Annotated in this window: 10 protein-coding genes; 9 read left to right on the top strand and 1 reads right to left on the bottom strand. The window is 52.5% G+C overall.

The genetic code is table 11. The annotated features are described in order from the left end of the window. Positions 1-73: 73 nt before the first annotated feature. From SCARR_RS12220 to SCARR_RS12205, 4 genes are all read left to right on the top strand, one after another. Positions 74-3,973 (top strand): sulfatase-like hydrolase/transferase, encoded by a 3,900-nt coding sequence (locus tag SCARR_RS12220; protein ID WP_136061855.1) that lies wholly within the window; start codon positions 74-76, stop codon positions 3,971-3,973. An 88-nt stretch (positions 3,974-4,061) separates the two neighbouring features. After that, on the top strand, positions 4,062-4,928 hold the full coding sequence (locus SCARR_RS12215) for a family 16 glycosylhydrolase (protein WP_136061854.1): 867 nt from the start codon (positions 4,062-4,064) through the stop codon (positions 4,926-4,928). 200 nt (positions 4,929-5,128) lie between these two features. Continuing rightward, entirely contained in the window at positions 5,129-5,881 is a 753-nt protein-coding gene (locus SCARR_RS12210) for a sugar-binding domain-containing protein (protein ID WP_136061853.1), read from the top strand. A gap of 21 nt (positions 5,882-5,902) precedes the next feature. Beyond that, positions 5,903-6,178, top strand: a complete 276-nt coding sequence (locus SCARR_RS12205; protein WP_136061852.1) for a family 16 glycoside hydrolase — start codon at positions 5,903-5,905, stop codon at positions 6,176-6,178. 309 nt (positions 6,179-6,487) lie between these two features. Here the strand turns inward: SCARR_RS12205 and SCARR_RS12200 are convergent, their stop codons facing one another. Then, a complete protein-coding gene (locus tag SCARR_RS12200; protein ID WP_281281174.1) occupies positions 6,488-7,318 on the bottom strand; it encodes a substrate-binding domain-containing protein in 831 nt (276 codons plus the stop codon). A 472-nt stretch (positions 7,319-7,790) separates the two neighbouring features. On the opposite strand from SCARR_RS12200, the gene SCARR_RS12195 reads away from it, so the two are divergent. The 5 genes from SCARR_RS12195 to SCARR_RS12175 all read left to right on the top strand — a co-directional run bounded on the left by SCARR_RS12195 (position 7,791) and on the right by SCARR_RS12175 (position 18,224). After that, positions 7,791-9,740, top strand: coding sequence for a hypothetical protein (locus SCARR_RS12195; protein ID WP_136061850.1), 1,950 nt, complete (start codon positions 7,791-7,793; stop codon positions 9,738-9,740). Positions 9,741-9,861: 121 nt separating this feature from the next. Then, entirely contained in the window at positions 9,862-11,007 is a 1,146-nt protein-coding gene (locus tag SCARR_RS12190; protein ID WP_136061849.1) for a glycoside hydrolase family protein, read from the top strand. Further along, entirely contained in the window at positions 10,997-14,461 is a 3,465-nt protein-coding gene (locus SCARR_RS12185; protein WP_168433268.1) for a beta-galactosidase, read from the top strand. Before SCARR_RS12190 ends, SCARR_RS12185 begins: the two co-directional genes overlap by 11 nt. A gap of 272 nt (positions 14,462-14,733) precedes the next feature. Beyond that, complete coding sequence (locus SCARR_RS12180; protein ID WP_168433267.1) at positions 14,734-17,514, top strand: sensor histidine kinase; 2,781 nt, start codon at positions 14,734-14,736, stop codon at positions 17,512-17,514. Positions 17,515-17,576: 62 nt separating this feature from the next. Then, positions 17,577-18,224, top strand: a complete 648-nt coding sequence (locus SCARR_RS12175) for a response regulator (protein ID WP_168433266.1) — start codon at positions 17,577-17,579, stop codon at positions 18,222-18,224. Positions 18,225-18,253: the final 29 nt, after the last annotated feature.

Genomic DNA, 18,253 nt, shown 5'->3' with positions numbered 1-18,253 from the left:
TTTTGAATAATTGTAACAATGAACTTAGACGGTTCTGTTCGGTCTGAGTGGATATCAAGCCAGGAGAGTAAAAATGAAAAAGTGGATAACAGGATTGGCGGTTTTTTCTGCCGTAGTGAGTGTGCAGGCCGGTTCGCTCGTCAATTGGGGCGTGGCAGACACCGGCGCAGACATGTTTGCCGCATCGGCGAATCACAACCCCAAACCAACTGATGTTTATACAGTAGGCAACGTATATGGAGATGAGACCACGCATAGCGGGTCATCGGTGGCTCCGGTCGAGTCACAGACCTATAATGCTGCGGCTTTTGCGACTGGCGCTCTTGGTATATCCAAGGATATCAGTGATGTTGTCGGTTCTGGTTCTGCTGATGGAGGAGACGCCATTTATTTGCAGGATGGCGACAGCACATCCATGAAGGCGATGGTCGTTTGGGAAAACTTCGCAAGCACCAATACGACACTCGATAGCATCGCTGTTGGTGGAAGATATGTCGGCGACAGCGGCACCTTCAGCTATCTGATTGAGAGAGACAACGGAGACAGTACGACTTCTTGGTATGTTAGTGCACCTGCCCTTACGTTAGGCCTTTCCTACACTTCTGCCTCCAATGCAAATCCTGTCTCACTGACTTGGTACACCTTTACTCCGTTGAACAACAACGGCGGTGTTGTTGGTTCTGTTGCAACTCCGAATATGGATAATATTACCTCGGTAGGGGTCTATGCGGATATTGCAAAAACAGTCGCGGGAAACACCGGATTCAAGGTTAATTATTTTAATGCAACCGCATCGGAAGCAAGTGAACCACCGGTCGATCCGGCACCTTCCTTTAGCTCTGATTCCTTGAGCAAGCCTAACGCTGACGAAGGCGTCGCTTATACCAACTCGATTGCAGGCGATGTCTCGTATACGGGTTTGGATGCAATGATGTTTTCGCTGCTCGATGCTCCCTCTTGGCTGAGCGTTGCAACGAACGGCACAATCACCGGCACTCCGGGTTCTGGGGATGTGGGACCCAATGCTTTTTCCGTACAGGTTTCCGCGACAGGAGGAGTTGATACGGCCACGTTGAACATTACGGTGAATGCTGAACCGGGCGTTCCGCCGGACTCTGACGTGGCGATTGATTTCATAACCGAAGAGGGCTATGTAGATGGCAATCTCGACACCCACACGAATTGGGTGTCTGAGACCGCCAATGTGGTCGACATCAATGCGGACGGCTATAACGGTGCGAAGGGTCTTGTGGCGCTGGATGCGGATACGGCTAATGTCGAGTCGGTGGCCAATCTGTTGGGAGCGCTGTCGGTAGCGGGATCGAATATGACCTTTTCGAGCACATTCCGGTTTACCAGTACGGGTAATGTGGTAACTACCGCGAAGGACCTCTATACGCATACCTATAATAAAACATGGGCGACCGATGCGGATCAACTGCGCGTAATTTTGAGACGCGAAACGAATGTAGCAAACAGCTACGATATCAGGGTTAAAGGGACCAATAATAAATATTCTTCCGAGGTGTCCGGAACGCTGCTTGGCCTGGCAACCGATGGCACGGGTACGACCGACTGGCTGCAGCTTACATCAAGCTTGATCCGCGGGGCTTCCGAAGCCGAATGGTCGGTGGCTGTTGAGCTGGTGAACCTCAATACGGCAAGCACACTCATTTCGGAGACTCTTACCGACACTGAATCCATTCTCTCCTTTTTTGAAGAGGGCGCATATTATCCCGGATTCAGTTCAGGGACTAAAGATGTGGATGGCCTGACTGCTGACCGGCAGATCGACGCCTTTGACATCATGTATGCGCCGCTTGCACCATCTCCAGCTTTTGATGTGGACCGCATTACCAAACCCGTTGCGGATATTGATGTGGCCTACACCAACTCGATTGCGGGCGATGCCTCCGATCCCAAGGATGATCCAATGACCTATTCGCTGGTCGGTCCAGCCTCCTGGTTGAGTATAGATTCGTATGGAACCATTATAGGTATGCCGGGGCCGGGCGATGCGGGGCAGAATGAGTTTACGGTTCAGGTTTCCTCGGTAAACGGAATAGACACAGCCAAGCTGATCGTCTTCGTGAATGAGGCTCCCGGGGATCCTTCGGACTGGGAAGAGTTTGTTGATGGATACAGCTTGAGCGGATTTAAGTTCGACGATGCCGACAACGATGCGATGGCCGATGCCTATGAATTTGCGTATGGCGGCAACCCGACCAATCCAGCGGACAGAGGCACGTATTATCTTCAATATGAAGAAGATGATTCGGTCCGGTTTGTCGCGTTGGAAATGACCAATTCCGAGCCGGGCATTTCGCTGTCATATACCGCAGAGTGGACCGGCAACCTTGCAAGCAATGACTGGCAGCAGGATTGGGACGCCACAAACTCCGCGACAGCAGCACTGGCGGGCTACAACGAAGTGGAACGTGTGATTGATGGCTCAACCCGCGACCAGGTATTTGTCCGGGATAGCGCATTCAATCTGGACCGGCCGAATATTCTGATGATCGTGTGTGACGATCTCGGGTATGCCGACATTGGTTTCGGCGCCGCTCTTTTTGGTGAAAAAGATGGCAGTACACAGGCTGGGCGAAGCTATACGTCTCCTTTTACCCCGGCAATCGATACGCTGGCGAGCGATGGCATGATCTTAACGCAGGCCTATATTCCGCATCCGTTCTGCGGTCCAAGCCGCATGGGCTTGTTGACGGGGCGTTATCCGCATCATATCGGCGGCTCCAAAAACCTGCCGTATGAAGTGAAGGACCTTCCGTCGCAGGGCGTGCGGGACCTATGGGGCTTCGAGGCTGCAAATGATCTGGGAATCCCTACCAATGAAGTGACGATAGCGAAGGTGCTCCAGGATGCCGGCTACTACACGGGTGCGTTCGGAAAGTGGCATTGCGGCGTCGCATCGAATACGCATCCGAACGTCGTTGGGTTCGATTATTGGTACGGCATGCTGGGTGGCGGACATAACTATTATTCCGACGGTTGGATGTCCAAGGATGATCCAAACCTGGTCAACGACTACCAGATGTGGCTCACTCGCAACGGCGATGAGGTTCCGCCGCCTGATGTGCCGGCACCGGGGCTCTACCTTACGGACATGATCTCCGATGACGCTGTAACCTTCATTACGAACGCTCCGCCGGAACAGCCGTTCTTCATGTATTTGTGCTACAATGCCCCGCACGCCCCGCTGACGGCCAAGGTGGAGGATCTAATCTATATGTTCGGCGGCACCGGACAAGATGACGGCAGCTATACGAAGCAGGAGGAAAGCGTGGCCATGATGTATGCTGTCGACCGGGGTGTAAGCAACATCGTGGCGACATTGAAAGCCAATGGCCAGTTCGACAACACCATGATCATCCTCCTTAGCGATAACGGAGGCAAAGAAATGGCATTTGAAAACGACGCTGATAATGGGCCGTTCAAGGGAGGTAAGGGCGATGTGTATGAAGGCGGCGTGCGTACGCCGATGTTCATTCATTATCCCAATGCCATTGCTCCGGGATTGGTCTACGAGCATCCAATGTATCCATATGATTTGTACCCCACCTTTGCCCGCTTGGGCGAAGCCGCCATTCCTGAGGACAAGGTACTTTCCGGGGTGGACATATGGGATGAAATTTTGGCCAACCAAGATGCGCACACGAATGATACCGTGTTCTGGGTGCGTCATAATGCCGGTGCGAATAATGTCGGGATGCGCAACGGAAGGTATAAAGCCAACCGCCTGAACAATGGCGCCTGGAAGCTCTACGATATTGTCGACGACATCTCAGAGATCAACGACATCGCCTCCGGCAACGGGGCCATCATTAACAACATGCTTGTCGATGGTAATAATTGGAAAACAAACGGCGTTGACCCGCTGTGGCATGACACCGAGATCGGCTATACGAACTGGGTTGTAAACGGCATGCCGAACTATGATGAATCGTTCAGCGACTAAACCAGCTAGGTCTATTCGGCAATGACATGCACAGCGTAACCAAAGAACTATTGAAATGCGCCCGCCGGGCGCTTTCAGGGAGTGAATAATGAATTCAGGAAAATCGATTATTACGCTGTTTGCCGCTGCAATGCTGCTGTCGGCCGTTAACGGCTATGGAGCCGGCAGCAAGTTTGGAAAAGTTTATCCGGTTTCGGATCCCGCCAAGACCAGCGGATGGGTTCTGAATACGGACGTCAGCGATGAGTTCGAGAGCAGAAAGCTTGATGAGGACAAATGGTTGGTGCAGGGCAGGGACGGCGAATATAAATCGAGATGGATCGGCCGCGCCCCTTCCCAATTCTCGCCAGACAACGTTCGGATTTCCGACGGCAAGCTGATGGTCGAAACCCGCTGGGAGCCCGACTTCGAGTTTGCCGCCAAGAAGGACAAGGACGGGCGCTCGTATGAAAACATTACAACGGCCGCCGTCATCAGCAAGAAGCAGTTTCATTACGGCTACATGGAAATCAAATGCAAGGCGGCCGACGCCTCCATCACCAGTTCCTTCTGGGGCACGGGTAAGGGCTCGGAAATCGACGTGTTCGAATTCAACGGCCGGCCCTCGCTGAAAAACAAGAAGGGGCTGGAGAAGGAGATGATGTTTACCATGATCGACTGGAAGACCGGCAAGAACGTCAGAATGTGGCGGAACAAGGCCCATCTCGATTGGCGGGTGGCCGGCGAGTTTCACGTGTACGGCTGCGAATGGAACGAAGACTACTTAAAGTTTTATGCCGACGGAGAGCTGGTCGGGGAGGTCACCCGGGCAGCACTGGGCGACAAATGGGTGCTTAAAAATCCGATCTCAGTCTGGGTTGATTCTGAAACCTTCCCCTGGCAGGGGCTGCCCGCAAAGGAAGACCTTCCGGTCGATTACGAGATTGAATACATTCGGGTTTGGCAAAAACAGTAATCAGCTGTTCTGCTATGCAACCATAGGCTCCTGAACATTTGCATTCTGGCGGTTTCGCTCCGCCGGAATTTGGCGTAGATTCGTATAAGAATTGCGTAATCACATATTTTTCATCGTTCTAGTTAGTGCTAGGTTCTAGTTTGTTTATAAACTGAACAAATGGGCAGGATTGCACTGGACTGAATTAAACGGGGAATACTGTGAGCGTTAAACGAATATATGCGGCATTGGGATTGATGGTTTTGTCAGGCTTCTCATCCTTCGCGGATGGGAGGAGGGATCAACGGTTCTCAACGGCGGGCTTTTATGCGGTAGAGGGCAGTCCGCGGACGGTGGCCAACTTTAATCCGGGCTGGCGCTTCCATAAGGGCGATGCGTCGGGTGCGGAAGCGGTTGGGTTTGACGACCGCGAGTGGGAGGCGGCGAATCTGCCGCACGGGCTGGAGATTCTCGGCGAGAACGCCAGTGGTTGCCGGAACTATCAGGGCAAGGCGTGGTACCGCAAAAAGTTTGCCGTCAATAAGGCCTCCAGCCACGGGAAGGTGTTCATCTATTTTGAAGCGGTGATGGGCGAGGCGCAGGTTTGGGTGAACGGCAAAGAGGTGGCCCATCATTTCGGCGGCTACCTTCCTTTTGCCGCCGACGTCACCGATGTACTGAACGCCAACGGCAAGCCCAACGTGGTAGCGGTCATGGCGGATAATTCTAACAGCAAGCTCTATCCTCCGGGCAAGGAGCAAAACAAGCTGGACTTCACCTACATGGGCGGCATTTACCGCGATACCTATCTGATCGAAACCGGGCCATTGCATGTCACCCTCCGCGAGCTGAGCGACACCGTTGCCGGCGGCGGCATATTTGCCGCCACGCTGGACGTGAACGGCAGCGACGCCGAAATGGAAGTCCGCACCGAGGTCGCCAAAACAGTTCCCAGATCTTGGACGTTTTGGTGAAAACCACGCGGCTACGAAGGCGTGGCCCCAAAATTGAGTGCGGCCCGGTCGCCCGGAGAATGGCAACGAATGGAGGTGATTTTCCGCGCTCCCCGTTTTGATGCCGCCGGAAACAAAACTGAAACCGCCCGTTTTGAATCGGTGCGTGTGAATGGCCAATTGGTTCAGGAAAACATTTCCGTCATTGGACCAACCCGCTCCAATCCGATGGATGGCGAAGTCGCCCGAGGACCAATTGTGGTCCAGGGCGATCATGGCCCGGTCGCAATACGTCGTTTTGTTGTAAAGCCGCTGTAGAAATGGAGTATGAGACTGCCTGATAAGGGCAGTATTCGATAGGGAAGGAAATAAATGAGGTTCCTTCGTATGTAAAATTGGCTCTCCGTTAATTTTTATGGAGATCATCGGGAATTAGACTTGGGGATCGTGCAGGTGCCGGATCATTATACGGCATGAATAGCATAATAGAGCATTATGAAGTATTGTTGGGATTAACCTCTCCTTGGGAGGTGACGAAGGTTGATTTGAGCACAGAACAACTCAGAGTGGATATCCATATCGCACACATCGGCGAGGGCGCATGCTGTCCGGAATGCGGATTAAGACCTACTGGCTGCGCATCATCTTTCGGTAATCGCGAGGCGGGTTACCGGTTGCTTTTTTGAAGGCATAACTCAGGTAGTTGTATGAACTAAAGCCACTGGCTTCGGCAATTTGCTGCATGCTCAGATCGGTATACGCAAGCAATTGACGGGCTTTGTTGATTCGTTGACGCCGGATTTCTTCGACCGGTGAGCAGCCGAAGGTTTTCTGGAACTGCTGTTCAAGCGAACTTCTGGCCATGGGGACCGCGGCGAGGGCGTCCTCGACGGTGATGGCCTCACAGGCATGGTTTTTCATAAAGCCGATCACCTTGCGGAGGCGAGAGTCTTCGACTGCGAGCGTGTCGGTCGACAGTCGCTCGTGCACGCCGGGGGGAGGAAAATAGGTGATGTCGTGCGGAATGTTTTCCCCCTGCATCATTTGGTCGAGCAGCTTGGCGGCATGATAGCCGATTTGTTTCATGGGGGTGAGCACGCCGGAGAGAGGCGGGTGGCAGGCGTTGCAGAGAAAGTTGTCGTTGCTGGCACTGAGAATGGCGACATCATGCGGCACGACGATATTGGCGAGCATGCAGGCGTCGACAATGCACTGGGCATAGCCGTGGCCCCAGGCCAGAATGCCGGCCGGTTTGGGGAGCTCCAGAAGCCATTCCGTGAGCGGTTCGAGTATTTCTGCATCGGTGCCGTCGTAGGCAAAGGTTGGACAGGGTGGAAATCCTTTCTCCACCAGTGCATTCATAAAATAGCCTTTGTATTTCTCGGCATTTACGAAATTAGTGGGTGCCACGAAGGCCATGTTTCGGAAGCCGCGCTCACTAAAATGATCGACAGCCAGCCGGGTGCCGTGAAACCGAGCGAAGGATGTATGAAGGAACCAACGACAACCTGTTTTTTCGGATGAAGGTCAACCATAAGCCTTCCGAATGGGTTTGATCTCCTGACGTGACCAAGCCTGTAATATCAAGACCTTCGGGCATAATTATCTCTTCATATTCTCCGAAAACTACGCATATGCGTAGCCTTGTCTACAGGGTCGCGTACGGGGTGTTATTGGTCTTCTTATGATACATTTGTGGCTCATTCTCAGAAGGTGTATAGGGGCTTCATGAAGCAGCCCTCTTCCGGGAGAGTCAGTAACTGGAGAATCAAAAATGAAGAAATCGCATGTTTAATATGAATATGTAGGTATTCGTCCTAGCGCGTTTTTTTTGGCTTTCTATTTGACGGCAAAAAAGAGCGGGGAGTACGTCGTCCGGGAGATCCTGCTTAAAGGTGAAACGGAAATATCAATAATGAAGGAGTAGAGCATGAGAAAAGGAAGAGTGGCAATGATTGGCGCCTTGACAGCCGGGCTGATGACGGCGGGGTTGGCGCAGGCGGTGGAAGTTAACTTTACGGCGGTCGAAGGTTATGTTGATGGCGCACTAGACGGGCAGCAGGCCTGGAGTACAAGCGCATATGTTCCGGTTGATTCAACTGCCGGTATTGCGGGTGGACATGTGGTGTCTAATCGTTCGGGTATGGGTTATATCGCCGGCGTCTATGGTAATGACAGCGCAACTGTTGACACCTATGACCAGTTCGAATCCTCTATCGAATTTACCTTTGGGGAAGGGTACAACGACAACTTTGTGACCAACGGACTGGGACCGGCTGATGCGGGCTATTATGACGTAGCTCAGGGATTTGCGATTTCAAGCCAGAGCAAGTCGATCATCAATGCCAGTATCTATGGCGGGGCGACCAACGGCTCAGAAAATATTGAAGCCGGTTTGGTTCGCAGCGGCGCCAGCGGGTACAAGTTTATGATGTATGAAACCAGCTGGGAAGATTATGGATGGGACGGCACATCGGCAAAGCCGTGGCCGCCTACGTATGTGTCGGGCGTCATATCAACTAATTTGGTCGGTATTGATACGGCGAATGGAGATTACATCAGCGACTTGCTGCGCCTCACACTGTCGCTTACCCGTGGAGCAAATGCAAATGACTGGACGATGAAGGCCAGCCTTTTTAACATCGATAGTGGAAACCCGGATCCGATTCTCGAACAGGAGTGGACGGGCGTAACCCATAGCAACCTGTTTGACGCTGCGGAACTGTTCGGAGGCTTCGGCAACGGGCAGTCCGACCGCAATGCAAAGCTGCATAACCGCGAAATTCATGCGTTTGAATATACCGCCGCAAAGGCCCCGCTTCCCTTCGTCCTTTGGGGCGGCGCAAGTGATATCGTCGACGGATCCATCAGCAATGACAGTCCATGGAAGTTTCAGTTTGATGGGATGAATGCCAATACCTATGTTGCCGGCCAGGATCATAGCCCGACCAACAGCAATTATTATCCGAACCGAACCGGCCGTTCGCCGAACTTTAACTTTACGTTGAATCATACCTGGGGCGATCGTCTGGTCCGCGACTTTAATCAGTGGAACTATGCCGACGATTATGACTACATAGAAATCAGTCATGGCGGTGTCGACGCGAGTTTTGCAACGAATCTTCAATACATGCTGGTTTGGGAAAGCTTTTTAGCCGATCCCAGTCGAGTTGAAACCTTCGAGGTGCAGCTGCAGTCCGACTCCTATGCTGTTGGAGTGGAGGCCAGTGAGATGCGGTTTATTTTCGAGGATAGCAACGGGGACTGGTTTGCAACTGCGTCTCAGGCTGTTCCCACGTCAACAGGTTCTGACGATTGGACAACCATTGCCGTAGAAGCCGATGCCGTGCAGTGGTATGAATTCACGCCGATGGTCGCCGGCGCTGCCGTCGTCGGGGCCGCCGCATCGCCTGAAGTGAAAGAGATTACTGCCGCGGGGATCTGGTACAGCCGCATCGTATCTCCGGCTAAGTATGGTGCCGGTGGCCATGTTCGCTTCTTCAAGGTCACCGGCCGTACCGGATCTCCGTATCAGAGCTGGGCAGATCAGTTCTTACTGATTGGCGATAAAAACGGCAATGATGACCATGACGCCCTCAGCAACTACGGAGAGTATATCTTTGGTGGCAACCCGACCAACAGCACTGATGTTGGAATTAAACCAATATGGAATGCGGTTTCCGGCACCTATAGCTACTCCCTGCGGGGCGATGATTCTCTCGTGGCCGTAATCAAGACCACAGATAACCTCGTGCTTGGACCATGGGGGCCGGTAGAGACCAACACGGTTGCCGTTGCGGATGAGGTCATGCATGACTACAGCACCGTTGTTCCGGTTGATGCCGATAGCCAGAAATATATCAAAATTTCATTTGAATAGCTTCATCACTATTCATCCTCCCAAGAAACCCCGCCTTCGGGCGGGGTTTCTTTTATAAATCCATATTGCGGATAGGCGCTTCTTCTTTCGAGTTTTAATCCAGAAAAAGGAAATCATAGATATGAGAATCAGAACACTGGTCGCATTGCTCTCGCTCATTTTTGTTCATGGGGTCGTTCAGGCCGAAAAACAAATGATCGACTATTTTCTGCCAATGGAGCCACAGGGGCCTTTGGTATCGGAAGGCATCTGGGGGAACCCCAATGTGCTGCCCCGGGATATTAAAAACGGGCTGGAAGATTCGACCCTTGAAAGCTGGTGCTATTGGGACGGGGCGATTGTGAAAGCGGATGATGATCGCTATCATATGTATGCCAGTTGTTGGGCTCAGACCAACTCTCACAGTACGGGATGGAAGGTGGAGTCCAAAGCTATGCATGCGGTTTCCGACAATCCGATCGGACCTTATAAACATATTGGCGGCCTGACCTGGCCTGACTGGCAGAATGGAAAAGGCGGCAATGTCATTGGCTTAAGAATGCATGACGGACGTTATGCGATGGTCACCAGTGAAATTACCTCCGGAGAAGTCTTCGTCTCCGATTCGCCGGATGGTCCGTTTCAGCTATTGGGAAAAATAGAGATCGATCTGAACGGATTCAATCCCGGTTTAGCGCGGTACGGTGAAAACAATAAAGGCGCTGTAAAAAATGGAACCGTTGGCTGTATGGCTAATGTCCAGATTCTTCTTCGCCCAGATGGCCGCTACATGATCGTGCCGCGTTCAACGGCGATCATGATCAGTGAGAACGGTATTCTGGGACCCTATAAAATCAGGTCTGAACCGGTTTATAAAGATATGCCCGAAGTCCAGAAGACAAACATGGAAGACCCATCGGTTTGGTATAGCGGCGGCCTGTATCATATGACCATCAACTATCACCTCGACAATGTCACGTATCACCTGACTTCAGAAGATGGAATTCACGACTGGACATACCGCGGCATTGCGTTCCGTAACGACATAGATTTTTTCAAGTATACCGATGGTACGGTGAACCATTGGCCGATCGTGCAGCGCATGACGGTATTTGTAGAGAACGGGCATCCGACTCATTTCCTCTTTTCAGTGATCGACTCCCGAAAGGGCGAAGATGGGCCGAACGATAAAAACGGCAGTAAAATTGTCATCGTACCGTTCGATGGCGAAGCCTTTGATCGCGATATGCAGGAGCTCCTGGAACCGGAGAATACAAATGTTCAATGAAGTGGTGAAAAAAAGTTTGAACTTAATCGGTTTCCTGTTGGTGGGGTTGAACGCGTCCGCTTGGGACGGGGGGACGGATGAAGCCGACTGGCGCGCGCTGACGGATCGTGTGGCGAGCAATAAAACGGAGTTGGCCTCGCTGACGGCGCAGGCCGATATGGCTGGGCTTAATACCGATTATGCCGCCGTTTCCAAAACCGTAATCGATCGTTTTCTGGTTTATTCACAATACGACCGGGATCATCCGGAAATTATGTCAAACGCTGTTGCCGCTGTTTGGTGGCGGGGTAAAATTCCGAATTCTGCCACGTATCACATTGAGCTTCCATTTGATGAGATGCAGGAATGTCTCGACCTGTCCAACAACGCGATGGATGAGCTCCGGCAACAGTTGGCATCAAATATTTCCCTGGAGGATCCTTCTGATTTTTCGACGGGCACATTGGTGCTGACCAATCGCTTTTATACGCTCGACGGTAATCCGGTTTTCCCCAGTACGTTTACCTGGATGCTGAAGGATGAGGAAGATCTGCTGCAGGCTTTCGGGCGGGTGGGCGGCAGAAGCTACAGCCTGACCAGTGTAGATTCCGACAACACGGTCAATGCCGGCAACAGGAATGCCATGGCAGCGGACCTTTATGCACAGAGCGCCGATAATATTGGTCCTCAGCAGATCTTTCTGGGCCATCAAGCCGACTCGTGGATGATCAGCAGTCATCCGGAGGTGTTGGACGGCGCGCGGAATTTTACAAAATACGATATCGACAGTCCGCTGATTCGGGGCTGGCTGACGACTCTTTTTGAGGGCATTTTGCCGACGGCGTGCGGACCGGCGGGTTCGGGGAATCAGCCCCGCATCCATCTGCTGGCGAACGAACCGAGTTTTTCCACGCGCGAAGGCGGCTGGCTGGCCAGTAACGGTGTGTCTGACCATACCATGGCCAAATACAAAGAATGGATTACTGCGAAATATACGACGGTTTCTAATCTGAATATGACCTATGGCACGTCCTATGCGGACTTTGATGCGGCGAAAGCCGGAATGATTATACCGGTTCCTCTCTCCCTGCAGGGCGGGCCGATTTGGTACGACTGGTGCCGGTTCAATATGGATCGTGTGAACGAATGGTTTTCGTTCCTTAAAAACGGTACCCAGTCGAATGATCCGGCTGGTTCTCCGGTTACGATTAAGCTTCTGGGGGGAACGCTGAGCGATGAGTACCGTGATGCCGGGATTGATTTGGAGTATCTGACCAAGCTGCAGGATGTGATGGGGGCGGATAATCATGTGGTTCCGCTCGGGGCATCCGATCTCAACATTAAGTTTTCTATGGAGTGGACCAACCGGTACGCTCTGGCCTGGATGGAACAATCCATGATGATGGATTTTACGAAATCCCTTTGTCCGGATAAGCCGTTCTACGACTCGGAGTGGCATGGACTTTCCACGGACCGATGGTGCCATTTTTCGATGGGGCGCGACTATGTTCGTACCGCGCTTTGGCTGGGATTTACGCATGGAATGAGTGCCATGCAGGCATGGTATTTCCCGCGAAAACACGACGGAAGTCTGCGGGGCGATATGGGGGCTGTGATCGGCAGTGCCGCTACGCTGCCTAAAGCGGTGGATAGCTACGGCCGCACGTTCAAGGAGCTGAATGCCCATGCCGGATCCATAACGGCGCTGGTGCCTGAAACCCGCAGCTTTATGCTCTATTACTGTGAAGAGGCGGCCATTCAGGATACCGAATACACGGCCGATTTAACGGATGTCTATGATGCGCTGAAACTGCTCAATATTTCGGTCGGATTCACCACTCCGACGGAAATTTCCAACGTATCGACGTTGAATCAGACCGTGATTATTCCGCCAACAGCCTATATGTCTGACGTCAGTCTGGCTGCGCTGCAGACCTATGAAGGAGCGGGCGGTAACCTTGTGCAGGTGAATGGGGCGACGGCCAGTTTCGGAAAGAACGAGCAGGGGGGCAGTCGTAGTTCTTCCGGACTGACGCCCTTTGCATCAGTGGCTTTTTCGGAAGTGTATGCCATGGCGGATTCGCTCACCATCGCGCTGAACGCCTTGAAACCATCTTTGCCGGTACAGACGTTGATCCTAAGTCCGGATCTGCAACCCGCCTACGGTGTGCTGAGCTCACAATGGATCGATCCGGCAACCGGCAACACCACGGTAGTTTTGATTAATGTCAGCAAGGATACACGTACGGTGGTGCTTAAAGAATCAGGTCTACCTGTTGGGCTGCGCAACCTCATCACCCAGCAGCTTCTTACGAGCTCTCCGGTGATGGAGCCCTGCGATGTCCTGTTACTTCAGACCGATCATTCGATTCCGCCGCCTTCGGTGCCGCTGCAGGCCCCGTCGCCCGTAACAACGGTTGTTCAGTTCACCGGATCAGAGGGCTATGCGACCGGCGATTTGACCGCCCATTCGGATTGGACCGGTCCGCTGGGCAACATGGTTAACCCCAATGGTGCCGGATATAACGGTGCGCAGGGCATTGTTGACGTAAGTCTGAATGCATGGGTGAAAGGGGTATACAGCGCGGGCCTTTCTTCAGCTAGCGCCGGAGATGAGATCACCCTTTCCTCCGTTTTTAAGTTCACCAGCACCAATAGTGTTATTGGAGCCAAGGATCTGATCAATTTGATGTTTTATGACGAAAGTACGGGCGGTGATTTCATGAGAGCCGGAGTTCGCCGTACTTCCAGTGGGGGCTTTGATTTTATCGTGGTGAACCAAAACGGCAATCGGTTTTCAACGGGGGTATCCTCCTCGCTGGCTGGCCTGGTCTCGGACCTTGGAACCAGCGATTGGTTGGAGTTTTCGGTGACTCTAACCCGCGGCGCGTCTTCCGATGATTGGGCGATGGACCTAACGTTAATGAATCTTGTGTCAAACAGCATCATCGAGACCTTCTCTGCGGGCGGTCTCGGTTCAACGCCCGATTTTTTTGCGGCCGAGACCCTCTACGGCGGATTTAGCTCGTCGATGATTGCAATGATTTCCAGTCGCGTGATCGACTGTTTTTCATACACGGTGCCCGGACAGACCGGTTGGCAGCAATTTGTTTCAAACTACGGTTTGGGCGGTTCCGTTACGAACGACTTCGATCACGACGGTCAGTTCGACTACGTTGAATACGCCTTGGGCGGAAATCCCGTCAATTCAGCAAGCCAAGGGACCATGCCGTCGATCGTTTACGCACACGACAGCTATGTCAGCCTTTACAATCTGGAAATAACTAATGCACATCCTGGCATCACCTATCTGGCGGAATGGACAGATAGTCTGGTTTCCAATGGGTGGAATCAGACATGGGACTCAACGGTGATTGTTCCGTCCGCTATACCGGGGTATGACGAGGTTGAACGAAAAATATATGGAGGCACCAATGATCATTTGTTTTTCCGCCTACAGATTATAGTGCCCTGAGCTTTTATTTAGTGAAACGAATGCCGAAGGAATCAAGGGATGCTCCGGGGGCATCCAATTTTTAACATGGTCATCTCTCTCATTCAGCGTAATATAGCTATGTAATGTCATATATTTCCGTCCAGATCATTTTAGTCCTTTTTGTTTTGGCGGCTGCCGGGCGAGCGACAGGGCAGTCTGCGTCGCCTTTTGTTCCCGATTCTGAAACCATTTTTAAACTTGATTTTCAAGATCATGATTTGGGGCTCTGGAAAACTCAATACGGAGCGGACATGCTGTTGGGATGGGGGTTCGGCCATGTGGTCACTAAGCCGTCTGATCCGGGCAATCGATATCTAGAGCATCGGCCGGGGTTTGTGGCAAACGGCGGTACGTTGGACACAAACTGGTGCGGACAGTATTTCACCAATGCGGTTGGGCGTTTGGCGCCTGGTGATGCGCTTCAATTGAGTTTTGATTATCGGCAGTTTGGCCGGCACTCGCTGACTGATGTGAACATGCTTGAGTGTTTTATCACGTTAGTGGGATCTGATGGGCAGGGGCCGCCGGTGATCCCGGCGTCACACAAATTTTTTAATCAGCCGAATGGAATCAACCGAAGAATCGGATTCAGACTTTCGCAATCGTCTGCGCAGAAAAACGGGGCTTGGCCGGATGGGGGGTTAGCTGTGACGTTAAATCCCGCCGAATACTGGAAACGCAATGAGTTAGTGAATCTGAACGATATCGGGATTTCCGGAATGGGATCCATGGAGGCGGCCGCCGAAAGTGATGAACTGCGGATCATCTACACAATACAACGGCCCGCGAAGCAACGGCCTTGGAACTGTAGTCTGGTGATTTCGAACCAGGTGTCGGGGCAGGTTTGGACTGCGGAGACGACAGCGGAGAGCCTGCTTACCAAAACCACGGCCGACATTTATCTCGCGTTGAATGCCGATTCGGAGTTTTCGGGGGAAGAGGGTTTTGAGTTGGATAACATGGAGTGCAGAATACTTCATGAAACCTATCCACTGGCAGCATTTTTGACTCGGTCGAAGGAGTGTTCTGTGCAGATCAAGGAGGCCGCATCCTCGCCTGTCCGAGCGGAAAAAGCCGTTTCTCCGGCCCATTCGAAGGCCGTTCCGTTATTATACATTCCCAAAGAGCTGCGTAGAATTCAGGCGCAGCAGGCGCGACTCCGGTCGGAGCAGGCGTTGCTTCCTCGCCTATCGGAACCGCTGCAGTTTGACGGGTATGGATATCACGGAGGGTATTTGCCGGCGTTGGATGAACTTCCGGACGCGCCGCGATGGACGGTGGATATCGAGTTTATCCGCGATGCGTTTATACAGCAGATCCTGTTGGTTCCGGCGATTGACCGGCAGTCCCCCAAGGCCCAAAGCTATGGCTTTCCGCAGCGATTTCGCTTGTGGCAGTTTTATCCGGATGGATCCTCAAAAGTTACCAGAGAGTGGATGGCGTCGGATTGTCCGGACCCGGGGCGCATGCCGCTGGCGATTGACCTGCCGGATCCGCGTTCGAACCGGTTCCGGCTCGAGGTTTTCCGTGGAAGCGGGGAAGGGGGCAAGGAGCTGTTTGCTTTAGATGAGTTTTATGCGGTGGTTCGACACGAGGTTGCCAAGGGGACGACGGTAGAGGTCAGTGCTGCTTTTGAGTCCCCGCCGTACTGGGGAAAACAGTTTTTGATTGATCAGAAAACAAGTCTGGGGCAACCGATCGGTATTGGCGCTGACGGCGATGATCCGGGAGACGACGATTATTCAATTGTGTTTGATACGCCTCCATCTGATCCATGCGTGGTGGAGATCGACCTTGGCCAGAATCGCGAGCTCGGTTGGGTTGAGCTGTTTCCTGCGCTGCCGTCGGATGGCATTCTGATTCCCGGATACGGCTTTCCGAGAACGATTGAGTTGGAGATGGTGCCGGAAACTCAGGACGGGCAGCGCGGGGAGTCACTTCGTGTTACATCCGGGGGGAGTGTGGGGAATCCTGGGAATAATCTAGTGCGACTTGCAGGGAAGGGCAATACCGGGCGCTGGATTCGGTGTGTGGTCAGCGATTTCCCCGTGCACAACGACAAGATGGTTTTTGCGTTGGGTGAAATCAGAGTTCATCAATCCAGCATGGCCTATCCGATTCAACGCGTCCGGCTGGTGGGATTCCCGCGCGGAGCTGATGAACAGGCTCATTTGCTGATCGATGGGAAGGCGAATGGGGCACCGGTTCTTTTTTTGTCGGACTGGCTTCGCCAAATTGATCAGCGCAGTCAATTGTCCCGCGCGCTCGAGGATAACGCGGCCCGAGCGGAACGGCTGGATGCCCGATGGGCGAATTTTATGATGGTGTCCGGTTTCATCATGGTGCTGCTGATTGTTTCGGGGGCCCTGCTGTTTGCCGTGGGGGCGATGCTTCAGCGAAGGCGCCACTCCAAGGCGCTTCGCCATCAGATTACAACGGATTTACATGATGATCTGGGCAGTAAGCTGGCGACCATTTCTCTGACGTCGGAGTTTATCGGTCATCAAGCACAGAACCCAGTCGTGGCAGAGGGAAGTCAATCCATTTTGGAGGTGTCCAGAGAGCTGACGACATCCTTGCGGGATGTGCTCTGGGTGACTGACAGCAATACGGATACACTGCAGCAGTTAATCCTTCAGCTCGGCGATATTGCCGAGAAAATGGTTGGTTCCGAACGGTTATCTTTAATCTTTCCGGAATCAAAGGCAATCCCTCGCAAGGTTATTGAGATTCCTGCTAAACGAGACATCGTCTTGTTTTTTCGGGAAGCATTGCATAACGCAGTAAAACATGCGCAGGCCACTGGAATCCAAGTGGAGGTTTTAGTGAAGAAAAAAACGATGACATTGCGGATTGCGGATGATGGGGTCGGCTTTGAGACCGCACCTGTTGAAGCGCGGGAGTCGCTTTACCTGCGGAAACATTATGGCCGGGCTTCTATGGAGGAGCGCGCGGAACGACTGCATGCCCGTTATCGATTGGACAGCTGCCCGGGGCAGGGCACCCGAATTGAACTGGTGGTGCCGATTTGATGGATCTTTTTGTGTCGAAGAATAATCCCTTACATGGCATTTTTGAAACAGGACGTATGAATATGACTGAGCAGCCCGTTAAAATCTGGATCGTTGAAGATCATCGCCCGCTTCGGGAGCAGGTCGCGAAGATGATCAACCTTTCTTCGGACCTTTGCTGCGAGGAGACCTTTTCCTGTTATGACGAAATGTTGCCCTTGCTTCGGAGTAAACAATTTCCGGATTTGATGCTGGTCGATATTCAGCTGCCCGGCATCAACGGTATTGAAATCATCAAGAATATCCGAGCCATGTACCCTGCGACACAGTTCATCGTTTTTACGATCTCTGAAAATCGGACCACGGTGTTTAATGCGATTTGTGCCGGGGCTTCCGGCTATCTTCTGAAGGACGCTTCGTTTGATGAAATTCTGCGAGGCATTCGGCTGGTGATTGACGGCGGGTCTCCCTTGAGCGGACCGATTGCCGCCATGATTCTGGATGCATACAAGCAACCGGCCCCCAGTTCCATCGATTCCGGGTTGACGGAGCACGAGCTCGACATTTTGAATTACTTGGCCGCAGGGGTCATGAAAAAAGAGATTTCCTCAAAAACCTCTCTCTCTGTCAGCTCCGTGGATTACTATCTGCGCAGCATTTACAAAAAGCTGCAGGTTCATTCCCAAGCCGGTGCCGTGGCGGAAGCCTTCCGCAAGGGCCTGATCTCCTGACGCAGTCAAGTCTGTCCTATCCTGCGGGC

The sequence above is a fragment of the Pontiella sulfatireligans genome, assembly GCF_900890705.1.
GTDB lineage: Bacteria > Verrucomicrobiota > Kiritimatiellia > Kiritimatiellales > Pontiellaceae > Pontiella > Pontiella sulfatireligans.
This window is presented reverse-complemented; position numbering and strand designations above follow the sequence as displayed.

Coding starts and splice junctions, on each gene's coding strand:
- SCARR_RS12220 (WP_136061855.1), top strand. CDS start 74: ATGAAAAAGTGGATAACAGGATTGGCGGTTTTTTCTGCCGTAGTGAGT.
- SCARR_RS12175 (WP_168433266.1), top strand. CDS start 17,577: ATGACTGAGCAGCCCGTTAAAATCTGGATCGTTGAAGATCATCGCCCG.
- SCARR_RS12190 (WP_136061849.1), top strand. CDS start 9,862: ATGAGAATCAGAACACTGGTCGCATTGCTCTCGCTCATTTTTGTTCAT.
- SCARR_RS12215 (WP_136061854.1), top strand. CDS start 4,062: ATGAATTCAGGAAAATCGATTATTACGCTGTTTGCCGCTGCAATGCTG.
- SCARR_RS12195 (WP_136061850.1), top strand. CDS start 7,791: ATGAGAAAAGGAAGAGTGGCAATGATTGGCGCCTTGACAGCCGGGCTG.
- SCARR_RS12185 (WP_168433268.1), top strand. CDS start 10,997: ATGTTCAATGAAGTGGTGAAAAAAAGTTTGAACTTAATCGGTTTCCTG.
- SCARR_RS12180 (WP_168433267.1), top strand. CDS start 14,734: ATGCTGTTGGGATGGGGGTTCGGCCATGTGGTCACTAAGCCGTCTGAT.